This is a genomic window from Nitrospira sp. CR1.1 (assembly GCA_014055465.1).
Lineage (GTDB): Bacteria > Nitrospirota > Nitrospiria > Nitrospirales > Nitrospiraceae > Nitrospira_A.
Map to the genome: position 1 here is coordinate 15961 of WIAF01000014.1, position 16190 is coordinate 32150.

14 protein-coding genes are annotated in these 16190 nt (G+C 60.2%); 7 read left to right on the top strand and 7 right to left on the bottom strand.

Translation table 11 applies throughout. The features are described from left to right. Positions 1-102: 102 nt before the first annotated feature. Positions 103-702 (top strand): phosphatase PAP2 family protein, encoded by a 600-nt coding sequence (locus GDA65_18335; GenBank protein MBA5864643.1) that lies wholly within the window; start codon positions 103-105, stop codon positions 700-702. Positions 703-706: 4 nt separating this feature from the next. Here GDA65_18335 and GDA65_18340 read toward each other — a convergent pair whose 3' ends face one another. The 7 genes from GDA65_18340 to GDA65_18370 form a co-directional block, all read right to left on the bottom strand. Beyond that, positions 707-1717, bottom strand: a complete 1011-nt coding sequence (locus tag GDA65_18340) for a hypothetical protein (GenBank protein ID MBA5864644.1) — start codon at positions 1715-1717, stop codon at positions 707-709. A 182-nt stretch (positions 1718-1899) separates the two neighbouring features. Then, positions 1900-2841 carry a cation diffusion facilitator family transporter gene (locus GDA65_18345; GenBank protein MBA5864645.1) on the bottom strand — a complete coding sequence of 314 codons (942 nt, stop codon included), beginning with the start codon at positions 2839-2841 and terminating at the stop codon, positions 1900-1902. Positions 2842-2974: 133 nt separating this feature from the next. Continuing rightward, entirely contained in the window at positions 2975-4759 is a 1785-nt protein-coding gene (gene hflB, locus GDA65_18350) for an ATP-dependent zinc metalloprotease FtsH (GenBank protein ID MBA5864646.1), read from the bottom strand. 115 nt (positions 4760-4874) lie between these two features. Then, positions 4875-5741, bottom strand: a complete 867-nt coding sequence (locus GDA65_18355) for a hypothetical protein (protein MBA5864647.1) — start codon at positions 5739-5741, stop codon at positions 4875-4877. Next, positions 5738-7741 carry a methionine--tRNA ligase gene (gene metG, locus GDA65_18360; GenBank protein ID MBA5864648.1) on the bottom strand — a complete coding sequence of 668 codons (2004 nt, stop codon included), beginning with the start codon at positions 7739-7741 and terminating at the stop codon, positions 5738-5740. The genes GDA65_18355 and metG overlap by 4 nt, the downstream gene beginning before the upstream one ends. A 61-nt stretch (positions 7742-7802) precedes the next feature. Further along, positions 7803-8834, bottom strand: a complete 1032-nt coding sequence (gene holB / locus GDA65_18365; protein MBA5864649.1) for a DNA polymerase III subunit delta' — start codon at positions 8832-8834, stop codon at positions 7803-7805. Next, positions 8821-9543: a dTMP kinase gene (locus GDA65_18370; protein ID MBA5864650.1), complete on the bottom strand. Its 723-nt coding sequence runs from the start codon at positions 9541-9543 to the stop codon at positions 8821-8823. Before GDA65_18370 ends, holB begins: the two co-directional genes overlap by 14 nt. Positions 9544-9678: 135 nt before the next feature. On the opposite strand from GDA65_18370, the gene GDA65_18375 reads away from it, so the two are divergent. From GDA65_18375 to gatA, 6 genes are all read left to right on the top strand, one after another. Then, entirely contained in the window at positions 9679-10353 is a 675-nt protein-coding gene (locus tag GDA65_18375; GenBank protein MBA5864651.1) for a DUF502 domain-containing protein, read from the top strand. A gap of 51 nt (positions 10354-10404) precedes the next feature. Continuing rightward, positions 10405-12045: a UDP-N-acetylglucosamine diphosphorylase/glucosamine-1-phosphate N-acetyltransferase gene (gene glmU / locus GDA65_18380; GenBank protein ID MBA5864652.1), complete on the top strand. Its 1641-nt coding sequence runs from the start codon at positions 10405-10407 to the stop codon at positions 12043-12045. A 9-nt stretch (positions 12046-12054) separates the two neighbouring features. After that, a complete protein-coding gene (glmS, locus tag GDA65_18385; GenBank protein ID MBA5864653.1) occupies positions 12055-13887 on the top strand; it encodes a glutamine--fructose-6-phosphate transaminase (isomerizing) in 1833 nt (610 codons plus the stop codon). 143 nt (positions 13888-14030) lie between these two features. Beyond that, positions 14031-14324: an Asp-tRNA(Asn)/Glu-tRNA(Gln) amidotransferase subunit GatC gene (gene gatC, locus GDA65_18390; protein MBA5864654.1), complete on the top strand. Its 294-nt coding sequence runs from the start codon at positions 14031-14033 to the stop codon at positions 14322-14324. A gap of 25 nt (positions 14325-14349) precedes the next feature. Then, positions 14350-14715: an aspartate 1-decarboxylase gene (locus GDA65_18395; protein ID MBA5864655.1), complete on the top strand. Its 366-nt coding sequence runs from the start codon at positions 14350-14352 to the stop codon at positions 14713-14715. Further along, a complete protein-coding gene (gene gatA / locus GDA65_18400; protein MBA5864656.1) occupies positions 14715-16190 on the top strand; it encodes an Asp-tRNA(Asn)/Glu-tRNA(Gln) amidotransferase subunit GatA in 1476 nt (491 codons plus the stop codon). Before GDA65_18395 ends, gatA begins: the two co-directional genes overlap by 1 nt.

A 16190-nucleotide genomic window follows, 5' to 3' on the forward strand; every position in this document is an offset into this window, starting at 1 on the left:
TCATCAACGGTGAGGGGCATCTGTGCGATCCTCGGTAATCAAGCGAAGCCACACCAGCCAGAACGGCATTTCCTGAATCGCGAAGTATTTGACTGATTCCTCGTGACCCTTTATCGTCGCGCCATGAGCTTGGACGAGATTCTGTTTCATGGCATCAACGGCATGGCCGGGCAGTCGAGTCTGCTTGATCGGATCGGAGTCGAATTAGCCAGGCCGGGCAATTTGCTCTATCCCATATTGCTGGCCGCGGCCTATTGGGCGTGGGTCAATTGGCGGGAATGTATGATCGGCGGGGCGATGCTGGCCGGGGTAGTCGGCGCGACGGATGCGCTCGGGACTCAGTTAAAGGGCTTGGTTCAACGCCCGCGCCCCTGCGTGACTCTGGCCGATGTGCATCAGTTGCTCGGTTGCGGCGGGGCGTTTTCCTTTCCTTCCAACCATGCCGCCAATACGGCGGCGGCGGCGGCGTTTTTCCAGGTGCTCTATCCAAAGTCAGGCTGGATCGGCTGGCCCCTGGTGGCCGCGATCGGCATTTCACGCGTGTACATCGGGGCGCACTATCTCACAGACGTGATCGGGGGCTGGATCGTGGGAGGACTGGTCGGTGCAACCGTCGCGTACTTCCTGCGCCGCTGGTCTCGCTTCCGCCCGGTTACCGAGTCGGCTTCTCCGGCGCCGGCCCAGGCAGGTTCGATTTCCTGACAGGCTATCCGGCCAGACAAGCGAGGAGGGACGCGCGACAGCGTTCCTGATCGTAGTCGCGTCCGATCAACACCAGGACATGGTCCGGTTCATCGAGCAGCATGACCGGAGCAATGGTGCTGGTGCGAGGGGGAAAGAACTGAAACTCATGTAGCTCCGGTTCTCCTTCAAACCGAAAAAATCCCTTCGCGCGTTCCATTCCCTCCGGTATCGACTTCGTCCATTCCATGAACTTTGTGCGGTTCAGCGGTTTCGGTAGCCGCACGGTGGTCACCATCGGGTGATGTGACGCCCGGGGGTCGCGCCTGCTCTCTGCCGAAGGCAATTTCCCAAACGATACGTTCGTTGGAGTGGTCCGTGTCTGGGGCGCCGCGAGCAGGGCCGCCACGTCGAGCCTGGCGTGATTGGTTTCCCACAGCCGGCCGTACGGATTGAGTCGGGTGATGGTCTCGCGGAACTGTTCCCAATGGCCGGGGATGTAGAGATCCCGTTTATTGAGGATCAGGTCATCGGCGTAACGAATTGCGTTGCGGGTGACCAGCTCCGCCATGCCGGTATCGGGCAGGGGTACAGGGTGCAACATGGCGAAGATCCGTTCAAGTTTTGCGATGCGCGATACGTAGGCATCAGTGACGGCATCGACGACTTCCGCCGGGTCGGCCATGCCCGAGCATTCCAGGACGATGACGGTGGAGTCATAGGCCTGCACCAGCTGGGCGATACTCCAGGCCAGGTCGTCTTTCGTATCGCAGCAGATGCAGCCGCCGGCAAGGTTCAACACCTGTTCCGCAATGGTGCCGGCCCGCGGGCCGTCGATACTCACCTCGCCGGCCTCGTTCATGAGCACGCCGACCTTATGCCCCTGGCTGTTCCAATATTCGAGGAGGCGCATGAGCAGAGTGGTCTTGCCGGCGCCGAGCGAGCCGCAGAGCATGTAAAAGGGGATGGGGAGAGTCTGTGTCATGCGGCCCATTGTAGCCGCTGGAGTCCTGTGGCGGCTAGGTGGCGCTATCATGCGCAGCTTTGGCACAAAGATATCTCGCGATCACAGACAGATGGTTGGGCAGGTTTCCCCGCGGATGGTCAAAAAGTCCGCCAGCGCGGCCGCAGCGAGCGAGGAGGCGAGGCGTACCCTTGCGGTACGTTGAGCCTTTGAGCGATGCGAGAACAATGCTGGGGGATTTTTTCACCATCCGCCTAATGGTGGCTGTGCAGAAATTCCGCATGCGAATGCTGGTCGTGGAGTTTCGAGAGGTCGCAGTGGACGGCGTCGGGATGGCAGCATTCGGTTTCCAGTTGAATGGTCAGATGTTTAATCTTGAATTCACTGGTCACCCGGCTTCGGATCGCCTGGAGAAGGTCGGTTGTGAGGGCCTGGTCGCCGCCGTCGACTTGCACGTGGGTGGTCATCATGATAAGTCGCGGTTCGACGGCCCAGATGTGCAGGTCATGGACGTTCTTCACGCCGGGGATGGATTCGATGGTGGCCGCCACGAGCGCCGGGCTGACGCCGGGCGGGGTGGACTCCAGGAGGACCTCAAGTGATTCTTTAAAGAGCGGCCAGGCGCCGCGAATGATCGCCACGACGACGAACAGGCTCACCAGCGGGTCGAGGACGGACCAGCCGGTCAGCATGATGGCCCCTCCGCTCACGACCACACCCAGCGACACCCATGCGTCTCCCAGCATGTGCCAGAAGGCGCTGCGGATGTTCAGGTCATCCTTCGCGCCATGCTGGAGCAGCAGCGCAATGGAGAGGTTGGCCACGAAGCTGATGAGGGCGATCAGCATGACCCAGCCGCCAGGAACTGGTACGGGGTTCAAGACTCGCTGGGCGCCCATGATCGTAATGCCGGTAGCGGTGAGCAGGAGGATGAATGAATTGAGAAACGCCGCGACGATTCCTGCCCGGTGATACCCGAAGGTGCGACTGTCGGTGGCGGGTCTGGCGGTCAACACATGGGCATAGAGGGCCAAAAAGAGCGAGCCTTGATCCACGAGGTTGTGGCCTGCGTCTCCGATGAGGCCGATGCTGTTCGTGAGAAAGCCTCCGATGAACTCCGCCAGGATGATGACCGCATTGAGGGCGAGGGCGATGCGTAGACGTGAGCGGAGTTCATGATAGGTGTGGGAGAGCATCGACTTCAGTGTCTCATGAGAGACTGATGAGGGCAAGCCGTTGTGTGGTCTTCAAGCGGCCGGCGCGGATCGGTGCGGGGGATCTGTCAGGATCGCCGGGAGCGTGTGGAGGTGTGAATTCTGAGATGAGATGTCACTGGGCTGTGGCGAGGGCTTTGAGTTCTTCGCCGCTGATCGTTTCTTTCTCCAGCAGCACCTGGGCGGCGTGCCGCAACGTGGCCTCCTGGGACTTGATCAGATCACGGGCCCGTTCGTACTGTTCGTCGATCAAGAGTCGAACTTCGTAATCGATCTCCCTGGAGGTCTGTTCGCTGTAGTCCCCCGGTGTTTGGGGCGCACCGGTTTGCAGGAAGATCGACTGCCGGTCCCGCTCTAAGCTGACCTGGCCAAGTTTCTCGCTCATGCCGTAGGCTTTCACCATGCTCTTGGCGATATCAGTGGCCTTGCGCAAGTCGTCTTGTGCGCCGGTGGACACTTCGCCGTAGATGACTTCCTCCGCCGCGCGTCCGCCCAGCAGGATGGCGATGCGGTTTTTCAGCTCGGACATGGTCATGAGAAAGCGGTCTTCGGTCGGGAGCTGCATGGTGTAGCCAAGTGCGGCAATACCTCGAGGAATGATTGAGATTTTGTGGACTGCATCGCCGCCTGGAATGGAGAGGGCCATGAGCGCATGGCCGACCTCGTGGTGGGCAACCCGGGCCCGTTCCATTGTATTCAGCACCCGATTTTTCTTTTCCAACCCGCCGATGACGCGCTCGACGGCTTCCTGCAACTCAGAGAGGCTGACGGTGTCCTTCCCGCGACGCACGGCCAGCAAGGCTGCTTCGTTGAGCAGATTGGCCAAATCGGCTCCGACGAAGCCGGGTGTCATGGCGGCAATGGTGTCGAGATCTGCCTGGTTGGCGAGGGTGATGCTGCGGGCGTGGACTTTCAGGATGGCGAGGCGGCCGATCTTATCGGGCCGGTCCACCAGCACCTGGCGGTCGAACCGGCCGGCTCGAAGCAGCGCGGGGTCCAGAATCTCCGGGCGGTTGGTGGCGGCCACGAGAATGACGCCGGCGCGGGAGTCGAACCCATCCATTTCGACCAACAGTTGGTTGAGTGTCTGTTCCCGTTCTTCGTGAGCCATGGGGCCGACCCCCCGGGCTTTACCCAGTGCGTCAAGCTCGTCGAGGAAGATGATGCAGGGCGCCTTGCCCTTGGCCTGCTCGAAAAGGTCGCGGACACGCGCCGCGCCGACACCGACGAACATCTCCACGAACTCCGACCCGCTGATTGAAAAAAATGGCACGCCGGCTTCCCCAGCCACAGCCTTGGCGAGTAGCGTCTTGCCCGTGCCCGGAGGGCCGACGAGCAGAATACCCTTGGGAATCTTGCCGCCGAGGCGCCGGAACTTCTCCGGCGTCTTGAGGAATTCGATGATCTCTTCCAGTTCCTGCTTCGCCTCGTCGACGCCGGCGACATCGGCGAAGGTCACCTTCACCTCATTCTCGACATACACCTTGGCTTTGCTTTGCCCGACCGTCATGAAGCCTTGGCTCTGGCCCATGCGGCGCAGCAGGAACCACCAGACACCGAAGAACAGCACGATCGGCAGGATCCAGGACAGCACATCCCGGAACAGGGTGCTTTCGATCATGCCCGTGACCTTGACCTGGTGCTGCGCGAGGCTGCGCAGCAGATCCGGGTCTTCGATGCGGATGGTATGAAAGACTTTGTCTTCCTTCATCTTGCCGTGAATGACTTGCGGCGAGACCGTCACCTCGGTGACCTTGCCCGCTTCCACGGCGACTTTGAATTCGCTGTAGGGAATTTCGGTGGGGGTAAACAGGGAGGGAAGAAAGGTCTGGATGAGGATCAGAACCCAGAGGGCAATGAACATGTACCAGATGGAGAATTGTCGTTGTTTAGGGTCCATCGTCAGGCATGTACGATCGAGTGATCAGGAGCGTCGATGGTGAACGGCCAGTCAACGAATTGTGACGGCAGCACCTGGTCAGCACATCACGAAACCACCGATTCAGTCAATGGGGTCAATTTTTCTTGGGTCTCAGGCGTTCGGAGAGCACCGGGTACTGCGCCGAGGCCACGCCGAAGTTCCCGGTCGCGACGTCGGCCACGACCACGCGCAGCGTGATGCCGTCGGGGGCGTCTTTGGACATAGGCACGAAAAACGGCGCTTCGAACCGGCTCTTTTCCCCGGCGTAGAACATCTGCAGCCGCTCGACGATGCGGTCTCCGACCAACAGTTCGGCATAGATATGCATCTTGCGGGAATCCCAATCGCTGTGCGGCCGGACCAGGGCGCCGGACAGTGTCCGCACCGAGGCTCGCAGCATCACATCTTCCTTGGCGATCAAGGGCTCGCCCGGCTTGGGGTGCTCGACTTGTACCAGATAGCCATACAGGGGCAGCACGATGCCGTCGTTGGTCAGGTCGTGGCCGGGTATCAATAAGACGGTGGTGCTCGCCCGCTGCAATGAGCGGGGATAAGCCAACGGCCCCTCGGCTGTGATTTCCACCAGCGTCGGGCGGGACAATTCAAGCGTGGCGCTGAACGCGGCGGCCTGGCGGCTGCTATAGACCGGTTCATCCATGAGGTGGGGTGTGCGCATGATCTGGGTCTGGTCGCCCGGTTCACCCTGCTGTAGGCCCGAGGCCAGCAACTGGCCGGTCGCTACATCAGTAATCGTGACGCGCGCGCCGCCGACGTCATGTCCCAGCACCAGGGATCGGTGTGCGACGACGCGCACGAGCACGGTCGTGGGCAGGGGATCGTTGTAGCGGGTTTTGCTCTCGAGTTCGGATTCGGAAGGCTCCGGCGTAAACGCAGCACTCATGCTGCTCAGCAGCACAAGGAGGCCGGTGCCGATCAGCCTGGTGATGGAGGCGCGAATCATTTCACTTTGGTGCCGGGATCCACGTCTTCGACGAAGGTGGCGAGCCCTCGCACGTCGCTGTCGCCCGCCGCGAGGACCATGCCCTGCGATTCGATGCCCATGAGCTTCGCCGGTTTGAGGTTTGCCACGATGACGATGGTTTTTCCGACCAGGGCTTCCGGTTCGTATTTCTTGCCGATCCCGGCGACGATCTGCCGCTGCTCGGCACCGAGGCTGACTTGGAGCTTGAGCAACTTCTCGGATTTCGGTACGCGCTCTGCCGCCAGCACTTTTGCCGCTTTGAGTTGAATCTTCATGAAGTCGTCAATACTGATCTGGGCCGGCTGCGCGGCGGCCTGGGCGGCAGACGGCGTCACGGTCGGAGCCGGGGATTGTGGCGCCGCGGAGGCTGCGATCGGCTGCGGATTTGCGGGTGTATCACTCACGGCTGTGGCTCCTTGTGGTTTGGATTCAATACGGGGAAACAGTGAGGCGCCTTTTTGAGTGGTGCTGCCGGCCAAAGGCACGTCCCACTGCCCGGCGTTTGCCGCCAGCGGTCGGGATAGGTCCAGCGATAATCCAAGTTGCCGGATCATCTGTGCCGCCGCATTGGGCATGAACGGGTAGAGCAGCACCGCCAGGAGTCGAAGGGCGCGGGCGGAGATATTTAGCACCGTGTGCAACTGCGGCTGTGTCTCCGGCTGCTTCGCCAGTTTCCATGGCGCGCTCTTGTCGATGTATTCATCGCAGAGGCCATTGAGGTCTTCGATTGTGAGCAGCACATCGCGAAACTGGAGAGCATTGAAGCCAGCTTCAGCCTTTCCGGGCAGGCGCTTGGCCAACTCCTCGATCCGCTGTTCCAATTCGGGCAGCACGGCCGGGCCCCGCTCGGGGATCGCGCCGGCGCAGGACCGTTCGATCATGGTGAGCGTGCGGCTCAAGAGGTTGCCGATACCGTTTGCGAGTTTGGCGTTGACGGTCGTCACGAGCGCGCCGTGCGAAAAATCGCCGTCTTGGCCGAACGGCACTTCGCGGAGCAGGAAATAGCGGAAGGCATCGGCGCCGAATTGGTCGACCATCTTGTTCGGGTCAACGACGTTGCCGCGGCTCTTGGACATCTTCTCGCCGTCCACCGTCCACCAACCGTGGGCGAAGATGGTCTTCGGGAGCGGTTGGTCCAGCGCCATCAACATCGTGGACCAGTACACGGCATGGGTGGTGAGAATGTCCTTCCCGACCAGATGGACATCGGCGGGCCAGTAACGCAAGCCGGCCGGTTGTCCCTGGGGCAGGTATTCAAGTGCCGACATGTAATTGACGAGCGCATCGAACCAGACGTAGGTGACATAGTCCTTGTCGAAGGGGAGTTCGATGCCCCAGGAGAGTCGCGATTTGGGTCGTGAGATCGAAAGGTCGCCCAGCTTCTGCGTCTGCAAAAACCCGAGGACCTCGTTGCGCCGCGATTCGGGTCTGATGAAATCCGGATGCTCCAGGATGTGCCGCTGCAGCCGTTCCTGGTACTGGCCCATCTTGAAGAAATAATTATGTTCGCTCAGTTGTTCGATCGGTCGTTTGCAGTCTGGGCAGAGGCCGCCGACCACATCCTTTTCCGTCCAGAACCGTTCGTCGAACGTGCAATACCATCCTGTATAGTCTGCTTTGTAAATCAACTGCTTATCATGCAGCTGTTGAAGGTATCGTTGAACCACTGCTTGATGCGGTTTGTCGGTGGTGCGGATGAAGGCATTATGGGAAATGTTCAACCGTTTCCAGAGGTGTGTGAACTGTGGCGCCAGGCGGTCGCAGTGGGTCTGCGGATCGATGCCGGCCTTCGCGGCGGCCTGCTGCACTTTCTGTCCGTGCTCATCCAGGCCGGTCAGAAAAAATACGTCGCGTCCGCGCAACCGCCAGTACCGCGCAAGTACATCGGCAGCGACGGTGGTGTACGCGTGGCCGATGTGCGGCACGTCGTTGACGTAGTAGATCGGGGTCGTGATGTAGAAGGTCTCGTGTGTTGTCATGTTTGGTCGGATGAGGAGATCGTCGGATGAAGATAGCAAGATGCGGATAGGTAAAGCTAGGTTATCGTGAGCGGTCGGCGGTGCCTGGCGGAGTCAGGAGTTGCCGGACTCGCAAAAGGATGGTTTCGAGTGCGATCTGGACGTTGAGGTTCCGATGCGCCTGGCGTTCCATTTTTTCGAGGTCGCTGATGAGCGCCAAGAGATCGTCGATATTGATCTGTGCGGCCAGCGTCTGCATTCCGGCCCGTTGGTCCAGGTTCAGGATATGGTCCGAGCCGGCTCCGACGGCGATGAGCAGCACGTCGCGCAGCCATCGCAGCAGCCAGTCGAATGCCTCTGGTGCCCGGTCGCCCTTGGCTAGCGTTTCCGCGGCAGCCAGCACGGTGGAGAAAGAGTGCAGCCCTTTGGCTGAGAAGATGGCCGCGAATTCCTTCTGGCTGGTTCTGGCCTGTTCGAGATCGCATTCCAACGCCCGACCTAATTGCCCGTCGCTAAGCAGGGCCAAGAAGTGTGCATCGGCTGGAGGAAGTTCGCGTTTCAAAATCACGGCGGCTTCGACCTGCGTTTGTGCCGGTGCGGTAAGTCGCAGCGCCTGGCAGCGCGAGCGGATTGTCGCCGGCAATGCGTAGGGCCGGCTCGACACCAGAATGAACAGACTGTGGTCGGGCGGTTCTTCCAGCGTTTTGAGCAGGGCGTTGGCGGCGCCGATGGTCATGCGATCCGCCTCGTCGATCAGGCAGATTTTTCTCGTGCCGATTAGCGGGCGATAGATCATCTGATGCTCGATGTCTCGGATGGATTCGATCTTGATTTGGGGATTGGCCATCTCCTGATCCGGTTCGATCACCAGAAAATCGGGATGCGTGCGCGCATCCACCTGCTGGCAGGCCCGGCAGGCGCCGCAGGCGTCCGGCTGCCGGCTGTCGGAAACCGTCTCGCAGAGCAGCGTTTGTGCAAGCCGCAATGCAAGGAGACGTTTGCCAATGCGATCGTCGCCGTGGAAGAGGTATGCATGGGCCACACGGTTTTGCAGGATCGCCGAGCGCAGCAGGGTCTTGGCGTGCTCGTGTCCGATGATGTCAGCGAGCGGCATGGCGGACCTGTGTGTGGTGAGAGGGGGTGCTGCGCGGCGTCGCCGTCTGGGCGTCGGTTCGATGGACCCGGTTCAGTAGCGGTGCGACAATCCGGGCGACTGCACGGGCGACAGCTTCTTTGGATGCGCGCGCGGGAACAACTTTCATGCGCGCGGGATAACGCTTCGCCAGGTCGAGAAAACCGGCCCGAACCTTTTGATGGAACCGGAGCGATTCGCGGTCGAGCCTGTTCGTTTCGCTGGCGGACCGCCGCCGAGCCAGGCCGGTGGAGACGGGAAGGTCGAACAGCAGTGTCAGATTCGGCGTCACGGCGTGAGTCGCGAGGCGATTGAGCCGTTCAAGCAAAGACACATTCAGCCCGCGCGCATAACCCTGATAGGCCAGCGTTGAATCGCTGAAGCGGTCACAGAGCACAATGACGCCGCGCGCGAGAGCCGGCTCGATCACCTGGGCAACATGTTGGCGTCGGGCCGCGAGCACCAGAAATGCTTCGGTTTCGGCCGCTACCGGTTCGTCGGCGCGATCAAGGAGGACCGATCGGACTTTCTCCGCGAGCGGGGTTCCGCCCGGTTCCCGGGTCTCGACGGTGACGTGCCCTTGAGTCCGTAGGTATTCTCCCAGGAGTCTGGCCTGGGTGGATTTTCCACACCCCTCGATGCCCTCCAGCGTAATGAACAGACCTCGGGATGGTCGGCCGCGTTGTCTCATCTTTTGGATCTGGAAAATGTTGGAAGAAAGAAGGTCGGATCCTATTCCAAGTGATTGAAAATAGCAAGAAAAGGCTTGCGACGACTGGCAAAAGACCAGTATCATGACGCTCTACCCAGGACCCCTCAGCCACACATGGTACGAGCTTCATTAAAACGTTATTTTCTCACCGGTTTGCTGGTGATGATCCCCATCTGGGGCACCATCCTGATCCTGAAGACGCTCTTTGTCAGTCTGGATGGGATTCTCGGCGACGCCGCCGCCCGGTTGGTGACTCCAGGGTACTACGTGCCCGGTTTGGGTATTATCGCGCTCATCCTGCTCATTTTCATGACCGGACTGTTCGCGGCGAATTTTATCGGCCGCCAGGTCGTGCGGCAGTGGGAGAGTTTGCTCAATCGCGTGCCGGTCGTCCGCGGGATCTACTCCACGATCAAGTCGATGATGGATATTCTGTCGTTCGCGGAGCGCGAGAGTTATCGCCGCGTGGTGTTGATCCAATTTCCGAAGAACGGTCATTACTGTTTTGCGTTTGTGACCGGCGTGACAAAAGGGGAGATGCAGCAGCTTTCCCCGGACCCGCTCGTGCACGTCTATGTTCCGACCTCACCCAATCCCACATCGGGTTATTTTCTCCTGGTGCCCGAGCGCGAAGTGATCGCCGTGGATATCACGGTTGAGGAGGCCATGAAGCTGATCGTGTCGGGAGGGCTCTATACCCCGGCGCAGCCGTCGGGTGCCGCGTCGCAGGCCGCTGGAAAAACCTGGGCACCGATTAAGCAACCCGATGCAGGCGTACAGGTCGGCTGATCGCGACATCGCCGAGCGAGCCCTGTGTCAATTACGTATGGTGACGAACCCATGACTCACGCATCGCACGACAAGGCCTTGTCTTCCTCCATTCCCGGGCTCGGCGTCATCATCATGGCCGCGGGCCTCGGTAAGCGCATGAAATCGGCGCTGGCCAAAGTGCTCCATCCGGTGGCGGGCCGGCCGATGGTCCTCTACGTGTTGGATATCGCCTGCGGCCTGGCGGAGCAGGGGGTGGCTGTCGTGGTCGGGCACCAGGGCGCCGATGTGCGCAAGGTTGTCGAAGCGATCGGCGGGTGCGTGGCTGTCGCGGAGCAGACGAAGCAGTTGGGGACTGGCCATGCGGTGCTGCAAGCGCGGCCCCTGTTCGGCGATGCGGCGCACCGCAGACCGACCCGCTATCTGATTTTGAACGGCGACACGCCGTTGTTGACGGAAGCGACGGTGCGGGAACTTCTCGCGATGCATGATGCGCAAGGCGCGGCCGTGACGTTGTTGACTGCGGTGCTCGACGATGCGTCCGGCTACGGCCGGGTCATTCGTCAGCGTCGCGAGGAATGGCTGCAGGGAGCCGCTGACAACAGGGTTCAGAGCATCGTAGAAGACAAGGATGCCTCTCCCGCTGAGCGACACGTGCGCGAAATCAACGTCGGGACCTATGTCGTCGACGGGGAGTTTCTCTTTCCAGCGCTCGACAAGCTCGATCCCCGGAATGCACAAGGCGAATATTACCTGACCGACATCGTGCAGATGGCGGTGCAGCAGGGGCGCACGGTTTCGGCGTTGCGTTTACGGGACATCGACGAGGGATTGGGGATCAATAGCCGTGTGCAGTTAGCTGAAGCCGAGCAGGTCATTCGCCGGCGGATTCGGACGCACTGGCTGGAGGCGGGCGTGACGATGCGGGATCCGGCGTCCACGTGGATCGATGCCGACGTGACGATCGAGCGCGACACGGTGCTGTATCCAGGCGTGACCCTCGAAGGCCGGACGGTGATCGGGGAGGGCACCATCGTGCACACCGGGACGCGGATTACCGACTGCGTCATCGGTCAACGGGTGGAGATTCTGGACCACTGCATTTTTCGGGAGTCGCAGGTTGACGACGACTCGCATCTCGGACCGTTCGTACATTTACGGCCTGGTGTCCTGGTGCGGCGCAAGGGGAAGGTCGGCAACTTTGTCGAGATGAAGAAGACGGAGCTTGGCGAGGGATCGAAGGCCAACCATTTGAGTTATCTCGGCGATGCGACGATCGGCAGCGGTGTGAATATCGGCGCCGGGACGATTACGTGCAACTACGACGGATACAAGAAATTTCACACGGCCGTTGGTGACGGCGTGTTCATCGGCAGCGATGTGCAACTGGTCGCGCCGGTGACAATCGGCCAAGGCTCCGTGATCGCGGCCGGCACAACGATCACGCAGGATGTCCCGGCGGATGCCTTGGTGATTTCACGCGTGCCCCAGGTGACGCGTGAAGGGTGGGCGGCGCGGCGGCGCGCATTGCAGAGTGGACAGGTCCCGCCTCCCGCTCCTTCCGTGAAGCGCGTGCTGCCTGTGAACGCTAGGCCGACAAAGAAGCGTGTCAAGGTATCCAAAGGGAAGGCGAAGGCCGCAAAGGCCTCGACATCCGCAACGCGGTCCGCCAAGAAGAAGCAACCGGCAGTTCAACGTTCGAAACGGAGGTAACGACACCCTATGTGTGGCATCGTCGGCTACGTAGGAAATCAGGATGCAGTCCCGATTTTGTTGAATGGGTTGTCGAAGCTGGAATATCGAGGGTACGACTCGGCCGGCGTGGCGATCCAACGTGGGGAAAAGATCGACATTCGGCGCAGTGTCGGGAAGCTGATCAATCTTCAAAAATCGCTGGAACAGAAGGCGATTGCCGGCATGTGTGGGATCGGCCATACGCGCTGGGCGACGCACGGGAAACCCTCTGAGCAGAATGCGCACCCGCATCGCTCCGAGAGCTGCGTGCTGGTGCACAATGGCATCATCGAAAACTACGTCGAGCTCAAGCAGCGTCTCGTCAAGGACGGGTACAAGTTTCAGTCGGAGACGGACACGGAAGTGGTTGCGCACCTGATCGATACCCACATGAAGCATGGCAAGTTGCGCCTGGCTGATGCGGTCCGCGCGACGGCGAAGGAGATTCGCGGCAGTTATGCCATCGCCGTGATTTCCGAGCATGAGCCCGGTTTGCTGGTCGCTGCGCGGTCCGGTTGTCCGCTGGTTATCGGTCGCACCGCGGAGGCGTCCTTTGTCGGGTCGGACGTCATGGCGATGTTGTCTCACACCAGGGACGTGACGTTCCTGGACGAGGGCGACGTCGTCGAGGTCACAGCAGGAGGCGTTGCCTTCACGGACCTCGACGGGAGGGCGGTGACACGCAAGAAAACCAAGGTGACCTGGGACGCGTCCGCGGCTGAAAAAAGCGGATATCCCCATTTCATGTTGAAGGAAATTCACGAACAACCCCAAACGATTCTGGATACGATTCGGGGCCGGTACTCGTATGAGAGCGGCGAGGCGGATCTGCCGGATATCGGCCTGACGCCGAAGCAGTTTGCCGACGTGGGGCGGATCTGGATCGTGGCCTGTGGCACCAGCTGGCATGCAGGGCTGGTGGGAAAATACTTGCTCGAGGAAATGGTTCGTACGCCGGTGCAGGTCGATATCGGCAGCGAATTTCGATATCGCGATCCGTTGATCGAGAAGAACGATCTGTTCATTACGATCTCGCAATCGGGTGAAACCGCGGATACCCTGGCGGCGGCGCGAGAAGCCAAGCAGAAAGGCGCGCGCGTTGTGTCGATCGTCAATGTCGTGGGCAGCACGCTGGCCCGTGAGTCGGACGGCGTGCTGTATACGCACTGCGGCCCTGAGATCGGCGTGGCTTCGACGAAGGCCTTTACCAGTCAGTTGGCGGCGCTCTATATGCTGGCCTTGCATCTCGGCCGGGTACGGGGCGTCTTGAGTGCGGCGGATGGGAAGGCCTGGCTGGACCGCCTGGTCACGGTGCCGGCATTGGTGAAGCATGTGCTGGGCCGGGAAGCAGAGATTCTGGCGATCGCGAAGCGGTACTACAAGAAACCGGACTTCTTGTATCTGGCGCGCGGCATCAATTTTCCGATCGCGCTCGAAGGCGCGCTCAAGCTCAAGGAAATTTCCTATATCCATGCGGAGGGGTATGCCGCCGGAGAAATGAAGCATGGGCCCATCGCCTTGATCGATAAAGACATGCCGGTGGTGGTATTGGCGCCCAGGGACCGGTTATATGAAAAGACGGTCAGTAACCTCATGGAGGTCAAGGCGCGCCGGGCTCCGGTGATTGCTTTCGTGGCGGAAGGCGAGCGCGAGTTGGGCAAGATCGCCGATGCGGTGTTCACCATTCCTGATGTGCATCCGCTGCTGTCGCCCATCCTCTTTACGATTCCACTGCAGTTGCTGGCGTATCACATTGCCGTGCTGCGCGGGGAGGATGTGGATCAGCCTCGCAACCTGGCGAAAAGCGTGACGGTGGAATAGTCGGATGATGAACATGGCTTCCCACTGCGTTCTCGGTCGCCCGGCATCCTGCGACGTACCCCGAGGGTACGCCTCGTCGCCGGGCTTCCTGCGGCCTTGTCGGAAGACCATGTGGATTATCCTCTAAGAGCCGAGAGGGAGTCATGGAGATTACAAAGCAGGAAGTTGAAAAAGTGGCCAAGCTGGCGCGGCTGGCGTTGAGCGAGGCGGAGACCACGGCCTTCTCACAACAGTTGAACCAGATTGTGGCCTATGTCCAGAAGCTCAAAACGTTTTCCACGGAGGACGTGGAGCCGACCTCAACCGTGTTGGGGCAGACCAATGTCTTTCGTCCGGACCAGGTGCAGGCGTCTCTCTCGTCTGAGCAGGCATTAGGCAACGCTCCTGATACGGAGGCGCACTGTTTCCGGGTGCCGAAAATTATTCAAGAGTCGTAAGCGACGTAAGGAGTACGAGCCGATTATGTTTCGACAAATGTTGAGGGCGAAGATACATCGAGCGACGGTGACCGAGGCCTGTCTGGAATATGAAGGTAGTCTCACGGTGGATGAAGAGTTGCTGGAGGCGGCGGGTATTCTGCCGTATGAAGCGATCGTGTGTTCCAATCTCAACAATGGCGAGCGATTCATGACCTACGCCATGAAGGGGAAACGGGGCGGGGGCGAGATCGTGTTGAACGGACCAACTGCGCGCAAGGCTGCGGTGGGGGATCAGATCATTATTTTCTGTTACGAATATTATAGTGACGAAGAGATTCAGCGGCATAAGCCGAAGATCATCCTCGTTGACGGAAAAAATCGAATTGCCCGCAAGGTTAAGAAGCGCTGATGGGATTGACGGTTATACATAAAATGACCCTGGCGGAGTTGCAGCGGAAATTTACCGCGGGCGATGTGACGGCCACGGAAATTGTGCGCGCCTACTTTCTGCGGGTGGGGCATGTCGAGCCTAAGGTCAACGCCTATCTCACGCAATGTAAGGAGGCGGCGGTGGCGCAGGCGGAACGGCTCGATCAGTCGTTGAAGGGCTGGCGCAAAACGTCCCCTCTGATGGCCATGCCTTTGGCGGTGAAGGACAACATCTGTACGGAAGGTGTGCGCACGACCTGCGCCTCCCGGATGTTGGAGACCTTCGTGCCCCCCTATGACGCCACTGTGGTCGCGAAATTGCGTGGGCAGAACTATCTGCTGGTCGGCAAGACGAACCTGGACGAATTTGCGATGGGGTCATCCACCGAAAATTCGGCGTTCGGAGCCAGCCGTAATCCCTGGAGCCTCCAGACTGTTCCTGGCGGGTCGAGCGGCGGGTCAGCGGCTGCTGTTGCGGCGGATGAATGTGTGGCGGCTTTGGGTTCGGATACAGGCGGATCGATTCGTCAGCCGGCGGCGTTTTGCGGCGTCGTCGGGCTGAAGCCCACCTATGGTCGGGTGTCTCGTTATGGGTTGGTGGCTTTCGCCTCGTCCTTGGATCAGATCGGCCCCATCACGAAGGATGTCACGGATGCCGCGATCGTACTCGGCGCGATCGCAGGCCATGATCCTCGTGATTCGACGTCGGCGAACGTGCCGGTTCCCGATTATCTCAGGGCGCTCAAACGGAAAGATTTGAAACGCCTGAAGGTCGGCGTCCCCGCCGAATACTTTGCCGACGGCCTCGATCCTGAAGTGGAGCAGGCCGTTCGCACGGCTATTGAAGGGTTACGGGAGCTTGGCGCCGATATCCGCGAGATCAAACTGCCGACGACGGATGCCGCGGTTGCCGCCTACTATGTCATCGCCACCGCAGAGGCCAGCTCGAATCTAGCCCGTTATGACGGGGTCAAGTTCGGCCTGCGGGCAGGCGACAGCAAAGACTTGCTCGATATGTACCTCAGGACCAGGGCGGAAGGGTTTGGCCAGGAAGTGAAACGCCGGATCATGCTGGGGACCTATGTGTTGAGCGCCGGATACTACGACGCCTACTACGGAAAAGCGCAGGCGGTGCGGACATTGATCCGCCGGGAATTTGAGGCCGCGTTTGAGACGGTCGATCTGATCGTGACGCCGGTGACTCCGACTACGGCCTTCAAGTTCGGAGAAAAGGCGCAGGATCCGTTACAGATGTATTTGTCCGACATCTATACGATTTCGGCGAATCTGGCCGGGCTTCCCGCGATCTCGCTTCCTTGCGGATTCAGTGCAGCGGGGATGCCGATCGGGCTCCAGCTGATCGGCCGGCCGTTTGAGGAGGAAACCCTGTTGCGCGGGGCGAATGCCTATGAGCAGGCGACAAACTGGCGGTCCAAGAAGCCGTTGGTGCGGTAA